Below are 14,783 nucleotides of genomic sequence, written 5' to 3' on the forward strand. Positions count from 1 at the left end.
ATTGCATAACAATTCAAATTAAAACTATGGAGGTTCAACCATGAGTAAAGAGCAAATCTTAGAAGCAATCAAAGGCATGAACGTTCTTGAACTGAACGATCTCGTAAAAGCAATCGAAGAAGAATTCGGCGTAACTGCTGCAGCTCCAGTAGCTGTTATTGCTGGCGGCGGAGCAGCAGAAGTTGTTGAGCAAACTGAGTTTGACGTAATCTTGACTAGCGCTGGCGCTTCCAAAATCAACGTTATCAAAGTCGTTCGCGAAATCACTGGTCTGGGCTTGAAAGAAGCTAAAGACGTTGTTGACAACGCACCAAAACCAATTAAAGAAAAAGTATCCAAAGAGGATGCTGAAGCTATCAAAGCTAAGCTTGAAGAAGCTGGCGCTGCTGTAGAAGTGAAGTAATAGCTTGAACTCATAGCAAACCCCTTGAGGCCTCGCTTCAAGGGGTTTGCTTACGCTTGTTCCTCAAAAAGGAGGGAATTTATGTCGGACCACTACTACACACAAAAACCTGGCGTAAAGCATGATCGTCGGATGCATGAGGCAGTTCTGAGGGGGCAAAAATATCGTTTCGCAACGGACGCCGGAGTGTTCTCCAAAGCAGGGGTTGATTACGGAAGCCAGGTACTAATCGAATCGATAACACTGAATGCTTCGGCAGCGGTGCTCGATGTTGGTTGTGGTTACGGGCCGATTGGAATAGCGGCGGCATCGCTTGTCCCGCAAGGGAGCGTAACGATGATTGACATTAATGAGCGGGCCGTCGAACTGGCAAAGGAAAATGCGGCATTAAACGGGGTACGGAATGCCACAGTTATCCATAGCGATTTGTTTGAGGCGGTTAAAGACCGAAAATTCGACGTTATCCTGACTAATCCGCCAATTCGTGCAGGAAAATCAACAGTGCATCAGATTTTTGAAGAGGGATGGTCTTTGCTCAACCCAGGTGGGGAGATGTGGGTGGTCATCCAAAAGAAACAAGGAGCGCCTTCTGCGCTTGCAAAGCTGGAAACTTTGTTTGAGAGGATCGAAGAAGTAACCAAAGACAAGGGCTATCGGATTTATCGGGCGGTCAAACAGTAGGCACGAAAAAGATTTGACTCATGTTGCTGTTTGTGGTATTATTATAAAATGTCAGTATTATGATAGGCGAAAACTCTTTAGTTCGCTAAAATGTCAAGTGCTATTTTTTAGAGGCAACTATGCATAAAATTTTTGCATTTAACGTATAATGTTTAGATTTTGGGCAAAATTACTTGATATGAGATCATGCGGCAACTATGCCGCGCCGACCGCTGAGAAACATGCTCTTTTTTCGAACTACTTCGATAAGGGCTTTTCTTTATTGGGATGTAAGAAAGTGCCTGTTTTCAAAGATGCTTTCTTTTATTTATTCATATGCGCTGTTGATATAAGTTGACAGTGATAAATGTATACGCCTGGTTCTTGGTTTTGACAAGACTTGAGCGTTGAAGCAGACATGAGGGGTGAGGTTAAGTTGGCAGGACAACTTGTTCAGTATGGCCGACGCACGCGCAGAAGCTATGCTCGCATTAACGAGGTGCTAGAGGTCCCGAACCTGATTGAAATTCAGCAAAAATCGTATGAAAAGTTCTTGGATCGTGACTTGCTCGAATTGTTTCAAGATATTTCGCCGATCCAGGATTTTACGGGTAATTTGTCGCTGGAATTTATCGATTACAGTTTGGGTGAGCCGAAGTATTCGGTTGACGAGTCAAAAGAACGCGACGTCACGTACGCCGCTCCATTGCGCGTTAAGGTGCGCCTGATTAACAAAGAGACCGGCGAAGTGAAGGAACAAGAAGTGTTTATGGGCGACTTCCCGCTGATGACCGAGACAGGAACCTTTATTATTAACGGAGCGGAACGGGTTATCGTCAGCCAATTGGTGCGCTCACCCAGCGTGTACTTCAGCACGAAGGTCGACAAGAACGGCAAAAAGACTTATACGGCAACCGTTATTCCTAACCGCGGCGCCTGGCTTGAGTTGGAGACCGATGCCAAGGATATCGTATACGTTCGGATCGACCGTACGCGTAAAATCCCGGTGACGGTACTGCTTCGTGCTCTGGGCTTTGGCACAGATGCCGAAATTCTGGATTTGCTCGGACATGACGAGTACATCCGCAATACGCTGGATAAGGATAACACGGACTCTACCGATAAAGCGCTGATTGAAATCTATGAGCGTCTTCGCCCAGGCGAGCCGCCAACTCTGGATAATGCGAAGAGCTTGCTTGTTGCGCGCTTCTTTGATCCAAAGCGTTATGATCTAGCGAATGTAGGCCGCTATAAGATTAATAAAAAGCTTCATATCAAAAACCGTCTGTTCAATCAGCGTCTAGCTGAAACATTGATAGATCCGGCTACAGGAGAAATTCTCGCGGAAAGCGGACAAATGATTGACCGCCGCCTGCTCGATGAGATTTTGCCGTTATTGGAGAAGAACGTAGGCTTCAAGACATACCATGTCGCCGGCGGCGTTATGGATGCTAGTAGTATTCCTCTTCAAACCATCAGCGTATTCTCGCCGAACGAAGACGGTAAAATTATCAAAGTCATTGCCAACGGTATTATTGACAAAGCCGTTAAACATATTACGCCGGCCGATATTATTTCGTCCATTAACTACTTCCTTAACCTTCTTCACGGGGTTGGAAGCACGGATGATATCGATCACCTGGGCAACCGTCGTCTGCGTTCTGTCGGAGAGCTTCTGCAGAACCAGTTCCGCATCGGTCTCTCTCGTATGGAGAGAGTCGTTCGCGAGCGGATGTCCATCCAGGACGCGAATGCGATCACGCCGCAAGCTTTGATCAATATTCGTCCTGTTATCGCATCAATTAAAGAGTTTTTTGGAAGCTCCCAGCTCTCGCAGTTTATGGACCAGACGAACCCGCTTGCGGAACTGACCCATAAACGGAGATTGTCCGCACTCGGACCCGGCGGTTTGACGCGTGAGCGCGCAGGCTTTGAAGTCCGCGACGTTCACCACTCTCACTACGGTCGTATGTGTCCGATCGAGACGCCGGAGGGACCGAATATCGGTCTGATCAACTCCTTGTCTACATTTGCCCGAATTAATGAGTATGGGTTCATTGAAGCGCCTTACCGCTGGGTAGATCCGAAGACGAGTATTGTCACTAAACAAATTGCTTATCTGACGGCAGACGAGGAAGACAACTACGTTATCGCCCAGGCGAACGCGCAGCTGACCTCCGAAGGTAAGTTTGCGGAAGAGAATGTTATCGTCCGTTATAACAAGCAGGCGGATAACATTCTGACAATGCCGAGCGAGCGTGTTGACTATATGGACGTATCGCCGAAGCAGGTTGTTTCTGTGGCGACAGCGCTCATTCCGTTCCTTGAAAATGACGACTCCAACCGTGCGCTCATGGGATCGAACATGCAGCGGCAGGCTGTGCCGCTCCTCATTCCGAAGGCACCGCTTGTTGGTACAGGTATGGAACATAAGTCCGCCAAGGACTCCGGTGTGTGTATCGTATCTAAGTACGATGGCGTCATTGAGCGTGTAACTGCTAATGAAGTTCAGCTTCGCCGCATTGAAACGGTTGACGGCAAGCAAATCACCGGTGATCTTGTGAAGCATAAGCTCCATAAGTTCATGCGTTCCAACCAGGGAACTTGCATTAACCAGCGTCCGATTGTCCGCAAGGGCGAGTTCGTCAAGAAGGGCACGATCCTTGCAGACGGACCTTCCACGGAGATGGGCGAATTGGCGCTTGGCCGCAACGTTGTCGTTGCCTTCATGACTTGGGAGGGCTACAACTACGAGGATGCGATCTTGCTTAGCGAGAAGCTTGTTAAAGAGGATGTTTACACCTCTATTCATATCGAGGAATATGAGTCCGAAGCCCGTGATACGAAGCTTGGGCCGGAAGAAATTACGCGCGATATTCCGAACGTAGGGGAAGAAGCGCTCAAAAATCTCGACGAGCGCGGAATTATCCGCGTTGGTGCGGAAATTAGCGCAGGCGATATTCTTGTTGGTAAAGTAACGCCTAAAGGGGTTACGGAACTGACGGCTGAGGAACGTCTCCTGCATGCGATCTTCGGTGAGAAGGCGCGTGAAGTGCGTGATACCTCGCTGCGTGTGCCGCATGGTACGGATGGTATCGTCGTTGACGTAAAAGTATTTACTCGTGAAAATGGCGATGAACTGCCGCCAGGGGTTAATCAGCTGGTACGTGCTTATATCGCTCAGAAGCGTAAAATCTCCGAGGGAGATAAAATGGCTGGACGCCACGGTAACAAAGGGGTTATCGCGCGCATTTTGCCGGAAGAGGATATGCCGTTCCTGCCGGACGGAACGCCGGTTGAAGTCGTCCTGAACCCGCTGGGGGTACCTTCTCGGATGAACATCGGTCAGGTGCTGGAAGTCCACCTTGGCATGGCTTGCAAACATTTAGGTATTCACGCTGCTACCCCGGTATTCGATGGAGCGCGAGAGTATGACGTATTCGATACAATGGAAGAATCCGGAATGCAGCGCAACGGTAAAACCATTCTGTATGACGGAAGAACGGGTGAATCGTTCGAGCGTGAAGTTACAGTTGGCGTCATGTATATGATCAAACTGGCGCACATGGTTGATGATAAAATTCATGCCCGTTCCACAGGTCCTTACTCTCTCGTTACGCAGCAGCCGCTCGGCGGTAAAGCGCAGTTCGGTGGACAGCGCTTCGGGGAGATGGAGGTATGGGCGCTTGAGGCATACGGCGCCGCCTATACCCTGCAGGAAATTTTGACGGTGAAATCCGATGATGTAGTCGGACGGGTGAAAACCTATGAGTCGATCGTCAAAGGCGAGAACGTGCCGGAGCCAGGCGTGCCGGAATCGTTTAAAGTTTTGATTAAAGAGCTTCAAAGCTTGGGTATGGATGTCAAAATTCTGACCGAGAACGAAGAAGAGATCGAAATGAAAGAAATCGATGATGAAGATGATAGTACGGGTGACAAGCTGAACCTGAACCTTGAAGGAGCAGAAGTAGGCGTCGAGTAACAGAGCTTTGGATGCAAGGGTACGAAAGTGTACTGACACAGACTTAAGGAGGGTTGCTCCTTGTTGGACGTTAACAACTTCGAGTATATGAAAATCGGTTTGGCCTCCCCTGACAAGATTCGTTCCTGGTCTCGCGGGGAAGTCAAAAAGCCGGAAACGATAAACTATCGTACGTTGAAACCTGAGAAAGAAGGTCTTTTCTGCGAAAAGATCTTCGGACCTCAGAAAGACTGGGAATGTCACTGCGGTAAATACAAGCGTGTCCGTTACAAAGGCGTAGTCTGCGATCGCTGCGGCGTTGAAGTAACGCGTGCCAAGGTTCGCCGTGAGCGTATGGGTCACATTGAGCTTGCCGCTCCTGTCTCTCACATCTGGTATTTCAAAGGAATCCCGAGCCGCATGGGGCTGGCGCTGGATATGTCTCCTCGTTCACTTGAGGAGATCATCTACTTCGCTTCCTATGTCGTAACAGATCCAGGCGATACACCGCTTGAGAAGAAGCAACTGCTTTCCGAGAAGGAGTACCGCAGCTACCGTGAGAAATACGGTTATGGCTTCCAGGCTGGTATGGGTGCTGAAGCTGTTAAGAAGCTGCTGCAAGATATCGATGTAGAGCGCGAGCTGGATACATTGAAGGAAGAGTTGCGAACAGCCCAGGGACAAAGACGTAACCGCGCAATCAAGCGCCTCGAAGTAATCGAAGCGTTCCGCAATTCCGGCAATGAGCCAGGGTGGATGATTCTTGATGTGCTGCCGGTTATCCCACCGGAGCTGCGCCCGATGGTGCAATTGGACGGTGGACGTTTTGCAACTTCTGACTTGAACGACCTGTACCGCCGTGTAATCAATCGCAATAACCGTCTGAAGCGCCTGCTTGATCTGGGAGCTCCGGATATTATCGTTCAAAATGAAAAGCGGATGCTCCAGGAAGCAGTCGATGCGCTTATCGATAACGGCCGCAGGGGTCGTCCGGTAACCGGACCGGGCAACCGTCCGCTGAAATCGCTTAGCCATATGCTCAAAGGTAAACAAGGGCGCTTCCGTCAGAACTTGCTCGGTAAACGTGTAGACTATTCCGGCCGTTCGGTTATCGTTGTCGGACCAAGCCTGAAAATGTATCAGTGCGGTCTGCCGAAAGAAATGGCGTTAGAGCTGTTCAAGCCTTTTGTAATGAAGGAGCTTGTAAATAAAGGACTTGCTCATAATATCAAGAGTGCAAAACGCAAAGTTGAGCGTGTAAGCCCTGAGGTATGGGATGTGCTGGAGGAAGTTATCAAGGAGCATCCGGTTCTGCTGAACCGTGCCCCTACGCTTCACAGACTAGGTATCCAGGCCTTCGAACCGATCCTGGTTGAAGGGCGTGCAATCAAGCTGCATCCGCTTGTTTGTACAGCGTACAACGCCGATTTTGACGGTGATCAGATGGCGGTTCACGTGCCATTGTCCGCTGAGGCGCAGGCAGAAGCCCGTTTGCTGATGCTTGCATCAGGCAACATCCTTAACCCTAAGGACGGCAAGCCGGTTGTTACGCCTTCACAGGATATGGTTCTGGGAAGCTTCTATTTGACAATGGATAACATGGAGGCCAAAGGTTCTGGTTCCGTATTCGGAACCGTTAACGAGGCAATCTCGGCGTACCAGCGGGGTATTGTTTCCTTGCATGCGAGAATTGTTATTCCAGTTAAAGTACTCAAGAAGAAAACCTTTACTGAAGAGCAGCAGAATTCTCTGATTGCCACAACTGTCGGTAAAGTAATCTTTAACGAAATCTTCCCGGATACGTTCCCGTACATCAATGAAGCTTCCAAAGCTAACTTGTTGAACGGAACTCCGGAAAAATATTTCATTACCCAAAAAGGTACGGATTTGCAAGAGTTTATGCAGTCTCTTGCAACCGCTGGCGCAGTCGGCAAAGAGTACCTGGGCCAAATTATCGGCGAGTGTTTCCGTATTTACCATACGACACAAACCTCGATTATTTTGGATAAAATCAAGCAACTCGGCTTTACTTATTCGACCAAAGCGGGAATTACGATCGCTGTTTCGGACGTTATCGTTCCGCAGGAGAAGGATCAGATTCTTGTAGAGTCCGATGAGAAGGTCAGAGTCGTTACGAATCAGTACCGTCGTGGTCTGATTACCAACGAAGAGCGTTATGACCGTGTTATCGGCATCTGGAGTAAAGCCAAGGATCAAATTACCGATATTCTGATGAAATCGATGGACCGCTATAATTCCATCATGCTCATGGTAGATTCGAAGGCACGGGGTAACAAATCCCAGATTACACAGCTTGGCGGTATGCGCGGTCTCATGGCGAACCCGTCCGGTCGTATTATCGAGTTGCCGATCAAATCGAACTTCCGTGAAGGTCTGACGGTATTGGAATACTTTATTTCCACGCACGGAGCGCGGAAAGGTCTCGCGGATACGGCTCTTCGTACAGCCGACTCCGGTTACCTGACTCGTCGCCTGGTTGATGTAGCTCAGGATGTTATCGTTCGTGAAGATGACTGTGGTACGGACAAAGGCTTCTCCGTCGGCAAAATTCAGGATGGTAAAGAGGTTATTGAGGATCTGTTCGACCGTATTGAAGGCCGTTACTCCTTCGAGACGCTTCGCCACCCTAAAACTGGCGAAATCATTGTCAACCGCAATGAGTTGATTGATTCCAACAAAGCCGACGCGATCATTGAAGCCGGCGTAGAGCGTCTGCAAATTCGCTCTGTGCTTAGCTGCCGTGCCCGCCACGGCGTCTGCAAAATCTGTTATGGCCGCAACCTGGCTACAGGCAAACATGTAGAGATCGGAGAAGCAGTAGGCATTATCGCTGCCCAATCGATCGGTGAGCCTGGAACCCAGTTGACGATGCGTACGTTCCATACCGGTGGTGTTGCCGGAGACGATATTACGCAAGGTCTTCCGCGGATTCAGGAGCTCTTCGAAGCCCGGAATCCGAAAGGTCAAGCGATTATTACCGAGCTTGACGGTGTCGTTAAAGAAATCCGTGAAGCGAAAGACCGCCGTGAAATCGAAGTTCAAGGTGAAGCGGAATCCAAAGTATACTCTGTTACTTATGGATCGCGTATCCGTGTAACCGAAGGACAGCAGATTGAAGCCGGGGATGAGCTGACAGACGGTTCGATCGATCCGAAGGATATGCTGCGTATTAAAGGTATCCGTGGCGTTCAAAACTACATCCTGCAAGAGGTTCAACGCGTTTACCGTAATCAGGGTGTGGAAATTAACGACAAGCACGTTGAAGTTATGATCAAGCAAATGCTTCGTAAAATCCGCATCGTAGATGCCGGAGATACGACATTGCTTCCTGGCGCATTCGTTGATATTCATGAATACGAGGCAGCCAACCGTGAAGCGATTCTGACTGACAAAGAGCCAGCTGTCGCCAAACCGGTACTCCTTGGTATTACCAAGGCGTCGCTGGAGACGGATTCTTTCCTCTCCGCTGCTTCCTTCCAGGAGACAACCCGCGTTCTTACAGACGCAGCTATCAAAGGCAAGGTTGACCAACTCCTTGGCTTGAAAGAGAACGTTATTATTGGTAAGCTGATTCCGGCAGGCACGGGCATGAACCGCTACCGCAGCGTTCGCTTTGCAGGCATGGAAGAGGATACCGCTGCTGGTGAAGTGCAGCTTGAAAGCATTCCGGTAGAATCCTAATCATGTAACAGTTCCCGGGGGTGCAGGGAGAGACGAAGCTTGTCTTGACCTGCATCCCTTTTATCTGGTATTATTGAGTGGTTTGCTACACTTCACATATGTGGTTCATGAAATCCCTTGACATCAGGGGATGAGAGATGCTAATATAGCGGAGTGTGCCTAAATGTGTGGATTATTCTGTACTTGATTTTACATTAGATAGTATAAGGATGAGTTGCCATGGCATTTAAGATTGGCACGAAGCAGACAGCCAAGGCAGTTGAGCAGCGCGAGGCTGCGGCTATATATGTCGCTGAAGATGCAGACCCGCAACTAACGCATAAAGTCGTGCAAATCAGCTTGCAAGCGGGTATCGATGTGATCCGGGTAGACACTATGAAAAATCTCGGCATCAAGTGCGGGATTGAAGTAGGAGCCGCCATGGCTGCATGGATTCCTGATGAAGAATGAAAGAACTGTTTTTGCCGGTTCCTTTAAGGTTTAACTGGTAGAAACTTTTGTTTTGTTTTTTAATGAACCGCCTGGGTCTGTGGGCTTAAACTTTATAAGGCAAGGCAATGTTCATGGTGAATTAAAGGAAGGGGGTGGCAGCATGCCAACAATTAATCAGCTCGTTCGCAAAGGCCGTCAGGCTAAAGTTGTGAAATCCAAATCTCCTGCACTTCAAAGAGGGTTCAACGCGTTGAGACGTGAAGAAACCGGACAAAGCTCCCCGCAAAAGCGCGGTGTGTGTACTCGTGTAGGTACAATGACTCCGAAAAAACCGAACTCCGCTTTGCGGAAATATGCGCGGGTACGTTTGACTAACCGTGTTGAGGTAACGGCCTACATTGGCGGAATCGGACACAACTTGCAAGAGCACAGCGTGGTATTGGTTCGTGGAGGCCGGGTTAAGGATCTTCCGGGGGTACGTTATCATATCGTTCGCGGTGCGCTTGATACTGCTGGTGTTAATAACCGCAAACAAGCTCGTTCCAAATACGGTACGAAGCGTCCGAAAGAGAAAAAGTAATCTAACTTGGACATTGTCCATGGTGTGAAATAATTTGACTATTTGAAGAAAGGGGGACTTCCTCAATGCCACGTAAAGGTCCAGTTACAAAGCGGGATGTGCTTCCAGATCCGGTATACAATAGCAAGCTTGTTACGCGTTTAATCAATCGTATCATGATCGATGGTAAGCGCGGCGTAGCACAAACTATTCTTTATGATGCGTTCAGCCTGATCAAAGAACGTACCGGTAATGAACCAATGGAAGTGTTTGAAGTTGCGATTAAAAACATTATGCCTGTGCTTGAAGTTAAAGCTCGCCGTGTCGGCGGTTCTAACTATCAGGTGCCAATCGAGGTTAAGCCTGAGCGCCGTACTGCGCTTGGTCTCCGCTGGCTCGTGAACTACTCGCGCAACCGCGGTGAAAAAACTATGGTGGAACGTTTGGCTGCTGAAATTATCGATGCATCCAACAACACCGGTGCTTCCGTGAAAAAACGTGAAGATACACACAAAATGGCGGATGCGAACAGAGCGTTTGCACATTACCGCTGGTAGGATTTAAAACACGAAAGGAGACAAAATCATGGCTAGAGAGTTCTCCTTGAAAGATACGCGCAACATAGGTATCATGGCGCATATCGATGCCGGTAAAACGACAACTACCGAACGGATCCTGTTCTACACAGGCCGTACCCATAAAATCGGAGAGGTGCACGAAGGTGCTGCTACGATGGACTGGATGGAGCAGGAGCAGGAGCGCGGAATCACGATTACTTCCGCTGCGACTACCGCTCAATGGAAAGGTCACCGCATCAATATCATTGATACTCCGGGTCACGTTGACTTCACAGTTGAAGTTGAACGCTCCCTTCGCGTATTGGACGGGGCCGTTGGGGTTTTCAGTGCGAAAGAGGGCGTAGAGCCTCAGTCTGAAACCGTATGGCGTCAGGCTGACCGCTATGGTGTTCCGCGTATTGCTTATGTCAATAAAATGGACATCATCGGCGCAGATTTCCTGAATGTAATTCAAAGCATGCGTGATCGTCTTCAAGCTAACGCAGTGGCAATTCAGCTTCCTATCGGTGCTGAGAATGACTTCGTTGGTCTGGTAGACATCGTCGAGCGCAAAGCTTACAAGTATAAAGACGATCTGGGTAAAGAACCGGAAGAAGTCGAAATCCCTGCCGATCTGCAAGATAAAGTTGAAGAGCTTCGCCTTGAGCTGGTTGAAAAAGTAGCCGAGCTTGACGAAGAGCTTACAATGAAGTATCTTGAAGGCGAAGAGATAACGATCCCTGAGATCAAGGCTGCACTGCGCAAAGGTGTAGTTGAAGTTAAAATCTTCCCGGTAGTATGCGGTTCTTCCTACCGCAACAAAGGTGTGCAATTCGTATTGGACGCTGTTATAGATTATCTGCCTGCTCCAATCGACGTTCCAGACATCAAGGGTGTTCTTGAAGACGGAACAGAAACTGTTCGCAAATCTGCTGACGATCAACCGTTCGCAGCATTGGCGTTCAAAATCGCTACTGACCCGTTCGTGGGTAAATTGACGTTCTTCCGTGTGTATTCCGGTGTTCTTAGTTCCGGTTCCTACGTGCTCAATGCTACTAAAGGCAAACGCGAAAGAATTGGACGTATCCTCCAGATGCACGCGAACAGCCGTCAAGAGATTTCCGAAGTTTACTCCGGAGATATCGCAGCTGCAGTTGGTCTGAAAGACACAATTACAGGTGATACGCTCTGTGATGAGAAACATCCGGTTATTCTTGAGTCCATGAACTTCCCTGAGCCGGTTATCGAGATTGCCATTGAGCCAAAAACGAAAGCCGACCAGGACAAAATGGGTATCGGACTCTCCAAGCTTGCTGAGGAAGATCCAACTTTCCGCGCTTACACAGACGAAGAGACAAATCAAACGATTATTGCTGGTATGGGTGAGCTTCACCTTGAGATCATCGTTGACCGTCTGCTTCGCGAGTTTAAAGTGGAAACCAATGTTGGTAAACCACAGGTTGCTTACCGCGAGACATTCCGTGCTCCTGCTAAAGTTGAAGGTAAATTCGTTCGTCAGTCCGGTGGTCGCGGTCAATACGGTCACGTTTGGATCGAGTTCGAACCTCAAGAGCCAGGTACAGGATTCATATTTGAAAACAAAATCGTCGGTGGTGTTGTACCACGTGAGTATGTTCCTGCTGTTCAGGCGGGTATTGAAGAGTCTATGAAGAACGGTGTTCTCGCCGGCTTCCCGCTCGTTGATATCAAAGCCAGAATCGTTGATGGATCTTACCATGATGTTGACTCCTCCGAGATGGCGTTTAAAATCGCGGGTTCCATGGCGCTTAAAGCAGCGAAAGATAAATGTAATCCATGTCTGCTTGAGCCAATCATGAAAGTTGAAGTTACAGTTCCTGAAGAGTACATGGGTGACGTAATGGGTATGCTGAACTCCCGTCGCGGTCGCATCGAAGGTATGGATTCCCGTGCAGGCGCACAAATTATCCGTGCTAAGGTGCCTTTGGCAGAGATGTTCGGTTACTCCACAACGCTTCGTTCCGGTACTCAAGGACGCGGTGTGTTTGCAATGGAACTTTCTCACTACGAAGAAGTTCCTAGATCGATCTCTGATGAAATTGTCTCCAAAAACAAAGGCGGAAACTAATTGTTTTGAGACTTTGAAAAGTGAACTTGGCCTGGCATCAGCTTAAACGCTTTTGTCTGGCCCACACATATAATTCCTAACTATTAAGGAGGATTAAGTTCAATGGCAAAGGCTAAATTTGAACGTAATAAACCGCACGTTAATATCGGTACAATTGGTCACGTTGACCATGGTAAAACTACTCTGACAGCTGCCATCACTACCGTTCTTTCTAAAAAATACGGTGGCGCAGCTATCGCTTTTGACCAAATCGATAAAGCACCAGAAGAGCGCGAGCGCGGTATCACAATCTCTACTGCTCACGTTGAGTACGAAACTCCTAACCGTCACTATGCACACGTTGACTGCCCAGGTCACGCCGACTACGTTAAAAACATGATCACTGGTGCTGCTCAAATGGACGGAGCTATCCTGGTAGTATCCGCTGCTGACGGCCCAATGCCACAAACTCGTGAGCACATCCTGCTGTCCAAGCAAGTAGGTGTTCCTTACATCGTAGTATTCTTGAACAAATGTGACATGGTTGAAGACGAAGAGCTTCTGGAACTGGTTGAAATGGAAGTTCGCGACCTGCTGAACGAATATGAGTTCCCAGGCGATGACACTCCAATCATCCGTGGCGCTGCTCGTGAAGCGCTGCAAAACCCAGAAGGCCCTTGGGCTGAGAAAATCGTTGAATTGTTCGAGCAAGTTGACCAATACATCCCAACTCCTGAGCGCGACACTGACAAGCCTTTCTTGATGCCAGTTGAGGACGTGTTCACAATCACTGGTCGTGGTACAGTTGCTACTGGCCGCGTTGAGCGTGGTACTGTTAAAGTCGGTGACGAGGTTGAAATCGTTGGTCTGGCTGAAGAAGCTCGCAAATCCGTATGTACTGGCGTAGAGATGTTCCGCAAATTGCTGGATTCCGCTCAAGCTGGTGACAACATCGGTGCATTGCTTCGTGGTGTTGAGCGTAAAGACATCGAGCGTGGTCAAGTAATCTCCAAACCAGGTTCCGTTAAACCACACACTAACTTTACTGCTCAAATCTACGTTCTGACTAAAGAAGAGGGTGGCCGTCACAAGCCTTTCTTCACAGGATACCGTCCACAGTTCTACTTCCGTACAACTGACGTAACTGGTATCATCAACCTGCCAGAAGGTAGCGAAATGGTAATGCCTGGTGATAACATCACTGTTACTGTTGAGCTGATCGCTCCAATCGCTATCGAAGAAGGTACTCGCTTCGCGATCCGCGAAGGCGGCCGTACTGTAGGCGCTGGCGCTGTTGCTTCCATTCAAAAATAAGTCATCCGCAGTATAAGCTGCGCTGACGTTAAAGAGAGCCTCCCTCTTTCGGGGAGGCTCTTTTTTTTAAAAACTTAAGATAGATGTTTGGTATGCATTCTATTCATGATGAAATGGACAATGTCGAAAAAATGTTGTTGGATTATATGATGGGAGCTGTGCTGGCGTTAACTCTATTTTCAGAATCATAATGTTACTGTTGGTTCTGATCATCAGGTGTACAAAAAGGAAGTATAAATGAAGAAAATTATCCCGATGATGGTAACGCTGACCGTCTTATTGTTTTTGCGGCAGGATGTTCAAATTCCGTTAGCGACTTCAAAACACTAAAAGTTGAAAGTCTGGATTTGTTCAAGGGAGAGGCAGTGAAGTTCAATCCTTTTCTGGGACAGCTGTCAGGAGGGCTCAGGCTAGAATATACAGGGTTCAAACCTGGTATGAAGATAGAATATTCGAAGTGTGGGAAAACGGCGCGAAAAAAGCAAATAAGGGCGGAATAAGCTTTCCTCATGCTAGAGGTCAAGCTCATTCTGGTTTTGAGCCGCATTTTAAACATTAAATATCTTGCAAACTGCTTCTATAATAAAAGTATGAAATCTTGTTGCAATCGCCCGGACTTTTTTGTATAATAGTGAACGTTGGTCTGTGACTGTGCGATGATGTGAGAGGTTGCCGACACACCCGGCCCCTTTGCCATGGGGCGATGGTCGGGTTTTCTCACGGAGTATGTCCGATACTCAATTGGGCGATAGAAGGAGGGAATTATATGGCAAAGCAAAAGATTCGTATTCGTTTGAAAGCTTACGATCACAGAATTCTTGACCAATCTGCAGAGAAAATTGTTGAAACTGCAAAGCGTTCCGGTGCAGGTGTATCCGGTCCGATTCCGCTTCCAACGGAAAAGCAAATCATCACCATTCTGCGTGCGGTACACAAGTACAAGGATTCGAGGGAGCAATTCGAAATGCGCACACATAAGCGCTTGATCGATATTGTTAACCCAACGCCGCAAACGGTCGATGCATTGATGCGCTTGGACCTGCCGTCCGGTGTAGATATCGAAATTAAACTGTAATAGAACGGATTAGCAAAGGAAAAGAGGTGTCAAC

Annotated in this window: 10 protein-coding genes; all 10 read left to right on the top strand. The window is 48.3% G+C overall.

Annotated elements, in window-relative coordinates; genetic code table 11:
- Positions 1–40 precede the first annotated feature (40 nt).
- The 10 genes from rplL (at position 41) to rpsJ (ending at position 14,749) form a co-directional block, all read left to right on the top strand.
- Positions 41–403 carry a 50S ribosomal protein L7/L12 gene (gene rplL / locus JFN88_RS06765; protein ID WP_199018571.1) on the top strand — a complete coding sequence of 121 codons (363 nt, stop codon included), beginning with the start codon at positions 41–43 and terminating at the stop codon, positions 401–403.
- A gap of 81 nt (positions 404–484) precedes the next feature.
- Complete coding sequence (locus tag JFN88_RS06770) at positions 485–1,084, top strand: class I SAM-dependent methyltransferase (RefSeq protein ID WP_199018572.1); 600 nt, start codon at positions 485–487, stop codon at positions 1,082–1,084.
- Positions 1,085–1,481: 397 nt separating this feature from the next.
- Complete coding sequence (gene rpoB / locus JFN88_RS06775) at positions 1,482–5,045, top strand: DNA-directed RNA polymerase subunit beta (protein ID WP_199018635.1); 3,564 nt, start codon at positions 1,482–1,484, stop codon at positions 5,043–5,045.
- Positions 5,046–5,132: 87 nt separating this feature from the next.
- Positions 5,133–8,726 (top strand): DNA-directed RNA polymerase subunit beta', encoded by a 3,594-nt coding sequence (gene rpoC, locus JFN88_RS06780; protein ID WP_438943385.1) that lies wholly within the window; start codon positions 5,133–5,135, stop codon positions 8,724–8,726.
- Between the two features lie 219 nt (positions 8,727–8,945).
- Positions 8,946–9,176 (top strand): ribosomal L7Ae/L30e/S12e/Gadd45 family protein, encoded by a 231-nt coding sequence (locus tag JFN88_RS06785; RefSeq protein ID WP_199018574.1) that lies wholly within the window; start codon positions 8,946–8,948, stop codon positions 9,174–9,176.
- A 142-nt stretch (positions 9,177–9,318) separates the two neighbouring features.
- The gene (gene rpsL, locus JFN88_RS06790; protein ID WP_199018575.1) at positions 9,319–9,738 is read left to right on the top strand and encodes a 30S ribosomal protein S12; all 420 of its coding nucleotides are present in this window, start codon (positions 9,319–9,321) and stop codon (positions 9,736–9,738) included.
- 65 nt (positions 9,739–9,803) lie between these two features.
- Entirely contained in the window at positions 9,804–10,274 is a 471-nt protein-coding gene (rpsG, locus tag JFN88_RS06795) for a 30S ribosomal protein S7 (RefSeq protein ID WP_199018576.1), read from the top strand.
- Between the two features lie 28 nt (positions 10,275–10,302).
- Complete coding sequence (fusA, locus tag JFN88_RS06800) at positions 10,303–12,381, top strand: elongation factor G (protein ID WP_199018577.1); 2,079 nt, start codon at positions 10,303–10,305, stop codon at positions 12,379–12,381.
- Between the two features lie 102 nt (positions 12,382–12,483).
- Positions 12,484–13,674, top strand: a complete 1,191-nt coding sequence (gene tuf / locus JFN88_RS06805) for an elongation factor Tu (protein ID WP_199018578.1) — start codon at positions 12,484–12,486, stop codon at positions 13,672–13,674.
- Positions 13,675–14,440: 766 nt separating this feature from the next.
- Positions 14,441–14,749, top strand: coding sequence for a 30S ribosomal protein S10 (gene rpsJ / locus JFN88_RS06810; RefSeq protein ID WP_005544556.1), 309 nt, complete (start codon positions 14,441–14,443; stop codon positions 14,747–14,749).
- Positions 14,750–14,783: the final 34 nt, after the last annotated feature.

The organism is Paenibacillus roseus (genome assembly GCF_016424485.1).
Taxonomy (GTDB): domain Bacteria; phylum Bacillota; class Bacilli; order Paenibacillales; family Paenibacillaceae; genus Paenibacillus_D; species Paenibacillus_D roseus.

Excerpts from the sequence above, each read along its gene's own strand:
- rplL (WP_199018571.1), top strand. The coding sequence starts at position 41 with ATGAGTAAAGAGCAAATCTTAGAAGCAATCAAAGGCATGAACGTTCTT.
- JFN88_RS06770 (WP_199018572.1), top strand. The coding sequence starts at position 485 with ATGTCGGACCACTACTACACACAAAAACCTGGCGTAAAGCATGATCGT.
- rpoB (WP_199018635.1), top strand. The coding sequence starts at position 1,482 with ATGAGGGGTGAGGTTAAGTTGGCAGGACAACTTGTTCAGTATGGCCGA.
- rpoC (WP_438943385.1), top strand. The coding sequence starts at position 5,133 with ATGAAAATCGGTTTGGCCTCCCCTGACAAGATTCGTTCCTGGTCTCGC.
- JFN88_RS06785 (WP_199018574.1), top strand. The coding sequence starts at position 8,946 with ATGGCATTTAAGATTGGCACGAAGCAGACAGCCAAGGCAGTTGAGCAG.
- rpsL (WP_199018575.1), top strand. The coding sequence starts at position 9,319 with ATGCCAACAATTAATCAGCTCGTTCGCAAAGGCCGTCAGGCTAAAGTT.
- rpsG (WP_199018576.1), top strand. The coding sequence starts at position 9,804 with ATGCCACGTAAAGGTCCAGTTACAAAGCGGGATGTGCTTCCAGATCCG.
- fusA (WP_199018577.1), top strand. The coding sequence starts at position 10,303 with ATGGCTAGAGAGTTCTCCTTGAAAGATACGCGCAACATAGGTATCATG.
- tuf (WP_199018578.1), top strand. The coding sequence starts at position 12,484 with ATGGCAAAGGCTAAATTTGAACGTAATAAACCGCACGTTAATATCGGT.
- rpsJ (WP_005544556.1), top strand. The coding sequence starts at position 14,441 with ATGGCAAAGCAAAAGATTCGTATTCGTTTGAAAGCTTACGATCACAGA.